This window comes from Providencia sp. PROV261 (assembly GCF_028477945.1).
GTDB lineage: Bacteria > Pseudomonadota > Gammaproteobacteria > Enterobacterales > Enterobacteriaceae > Providencia > Providencia stuartii.
The window spans coordinates 1-2,896 of the sequence record NZ_JAMPMC010000074.1; the positions used below are offsets into that span (position 1 = coordinate 1).

3 protein-coding genes and 1 pseudogene are annotated in these 2,896 nt (G+C 35.9%); 1 reads left to right on the forward strand and 3 read right to left on the reverse strand.

Annotated features, from left to right (window positions below):
- Positions 1 to 271 precede the first annotated feature (271 nt).
- Positions 272 to 709: a hypothetical protein gene (locus tag PR675_RS20420; protein WP_036943196.1), complete on the forward strand. Its 438-nt coding sequence runs from the start codon at positions 272 to 274 to the stop codon at positions 707 to 709.
- A gap of 41 nt (positions 710 to 750) precedes the next feature.
- On the opposite strand, the pseudogene PR675_RS20425 reads toward PR675_RS20420, so the two are convergent.
- The 3 genes and pseudogenes from PR675_RS20425 to PR675_RS20435 form a co-directional block, all read right to left on the reverse strand.
- Positions 751 to 1,588, reverse strand: a pseudogene (locus tag PR675_RS20425) (IS256 family transposase).
- 140 nt (positions 1,589 to 1,728) lie between these two features.
- On the reverse strand, positions 1,729 to 2,355 hold the full coding sequence (locus PR675_RS20430) for an imm11 family protein (protein WP_060560595.1): 627 nt from the start codon (positions 2,353 to 2,355) through the stop codon (positions 1,729 to 1,731).
- A partial coding sequence (locus PR675_RS20435) for an RHS repeat-associated core domain-containing protein (protein ID WP_272582963.1) occupies positions 2,352 to 2,896 on the reverse strand: 545 nt, incomplete at its 5' end. The genes PR675_RS20430 and PR675_RS20435, both read right to left, overlap by 4 nt.

Below are 2,896 nucleotides of genomic sequence, written 5' to 3' on the forward strand. Positions count from 1 at the left end.
TGGTTTGTTGTTGATAAATGTTAAGGTTGCTCGCAGTCTGCTACTACAAAAAGCTTCAGGTTGAAATTAATTATCGCTGTTTCATTTTAGCGGAAGTGGACAATATCTTTCGTATCGTTTTGATTGGTGCAATATTGGGGTATTAGGTTATTCTTACTTCAATATCGGACGATTCTCATATGTCTAATAATTACTATAGTTAGTACAATATACACTTGAATTTCATATCTATATGAAATAATTATAAATTCTTAATTTTGAGCTATCTTCGATGAATAAAAAATTCAATTTAAGTATTATTTTAGTTTCACTGATCATATTAAGTGGTTGTACTCAGAAACATAGAGATACCATATCAGATATAACTTATGCATTAACAGGTGTCCCTGGTGCAAAGCACAAAAACAATGGAAACAATAGCACTACAATGAAATCAAAAGCACAATTAGAAAGAGAAAAAGAGGAGTATGAATTCAAAAATCGCCGCCAAAGTTGGATTGGTAAATCTATCGATGACCTAATAATGCAAAGGGGCAGCCCTTTTGGGGTTCATAAGAGACAGGATGGGGGGTCTCAGTATACCTTTAAGAAAACCCAAAACAGTTCTAATGACCCGTACCTTAATAACCCTCGCTTATGTGTAGATAACTTTATTACCGATAAAAATGGATTAATTAAAGACTGGTCATCTTCTAACTGCCTTTATTAACCAGAGCGACCCTGTAAATAATTTTGTGTATTTGCCTTTTATTAAAGGTGACCGTCTAGGCGGTCGCCAAACGTAATAATAAAACGGCTCATTGCCTGTTTCCAGTTTTGAATTGGCATGCTCCATTTTTTAGAAGCTGATTCAATCGCTAAGTAAATCACTTTACGCACTAAATCATCGCTGGGGAATACCTTACGTTTTTTAATCGCATGACGAATAACGCTATTTAGTGACTCGATGGCATTCGTGGTATATTTAGTGTTTTCATTTTCGGCCATCCGCATTCCCAAAAGTTCTTTATGTCCTTCAGTATTGATGGCTCATGCAAGAAAAACAGACTTATTGATAACCCTGCCATCGTGACGCACTTTGACAACAATGCAGTCAAGATAAACAATAGGATACCGCGATTCGAGTGGTCGGTTTTGCCATTCTTGGACTTGCTCTTTAACGGCATCAGTGACTTTTGAAATTAGGGTCGGAGAAACATCCGTATCGTACATTTCCTTGAATGTAGCGACGATTTCACGGGAGGCATTCCTTTTGCGTAGAGAGATAAAATTTGACTGTCCATCAGAGTGATGCGAGTTTGATTTTTCGTAATCAACTGAGGTTCAAAACTGCCTTCACGGTCACGTGGCGTGTTCAATTCAAAATCACCATCGTCCGTGAGTAATGTTTTAGATGAATAGCCGTTACGCATGTTAATACCTGTTTTGGTACTATTTTTTCATATCCCAAATGCTCAGTCAGTTCGGCGCTTAATGCCGTCTCAACGGTCAATTTAGTCAGCATGCGAGTGAACTGATTAAGATCAGCTTCGGTCTTAATCCCTTTTGCAAATTCTGCTGCAAGGGCTTTTAGTTTTTTCTCGTCCATAATATGCCTGCTGTGTTGTTGAAATTAACCTATCAAAAGCAGGCAAATACACAATCTAAATTACAGTCTCTAAAGACAATCAATAACGTTAGTGTTTTTCACTTAAGTAATTTTTGCAACAAGCCCTTTTTTAGTGATAATTACCAGCCTTCCCAAGCATCATATTTATAATTATCATCGATTTTTTCAAATTTAACACCACATAGTTTTAGTGACTCAAACTTATTCTTAAATAATGATGAACATACAGGTTTTGATATTTCATTACAAATGAATAAATGCTCATGAATATCATCTCTAATTTTAAATTTATCTATTCTTTCGTAGTATATTTTTTCTAAGTTTTTTTCATCTGGAGTGTTAAATTCACCCGTCTCTATATCCTTTGATATCGTAAATATCGATTTAGACTCATCCATTATAGATAAGTAACTTAGAATATAAAATAAATAATATTCTTTTGATGGGGTTTTGTTTTTATACAATCTAACTTTAACAGGAATGCTGATACATTTCACCTTCAATTCGGAGAGTAATATTAACATATCAGATGAAATTAAGTTATCATTTGAAAAGTAATCACCATCTAATTTATATGCCTTTATTTTAACTGCATAATTATCTGAAAAATCCTCTGGTAGTGGTGGTGCAGTAAAAAGGTCATAATTAGGTAATTCTGGTACCCACTCTTGGTCCATAAAATATGGTATTCCTTCATCATTCGGAGAATATTCGATAACAAAAAATTCATTTTCACTATTAATCATAATAATCTACCTGTGTTAGGATCAGTTTTAAACAAGCCATTATCAAGTCCTTTCCTTGCCCAGTATTGGATTTCTTTTATCCCCAGAGCTAATTGCGTATCGCTCAACTTGTTTGCCTGGGTTGCAAGTTGAGACAATTTATTCCTTACAGCACTGGTATATTGATTATGATTAGACCAATGGCCTGGTATTTCCATTTTGCTAGCAAGACCTTTTGATCCAGGTAAAAAGGCTCCATTTGAAGCTCCATCACCATCCCAACCAATCTTTTTAAGTCGATCAAAAAGATATTTAAAGTTCTTATCTTTCATTAACTCTTCAGGAATAAGATGATGGTTAGCCATGCCATCACCAGTTTTTGCTCCCATATTTCGACCTAAGGCACAACTCGATAGTCCTAGCGGATCGTTCCACGTCAGTGGATTTGGCGCATACTGGTACAGGTTCAATCCACCCGCTAACCCGATAGGATCTTGCTGGGTAAAGCGGCCTAAATCCGGGGCGTAGTACCGACAGGTATTATAGTGCAACCCCGTTTCTC

Excerpts from the sequence above, each read along its gene's own strand:
- PR675_RS20420 (WP_036943196.1), top strand. The coding sequence starts at position 272 with ATGAATAAAAAATTCAATTTAAGTATTATTTTAGTTTCACTGATCATA.
- PR675_RS20430 (WP_060560595.1), bottom strand. The coding sequence starts at position 2,355 with ATGATTAATAGTGAAAATGAATTTTTTGTTATCGAATATTCTCCGAAT.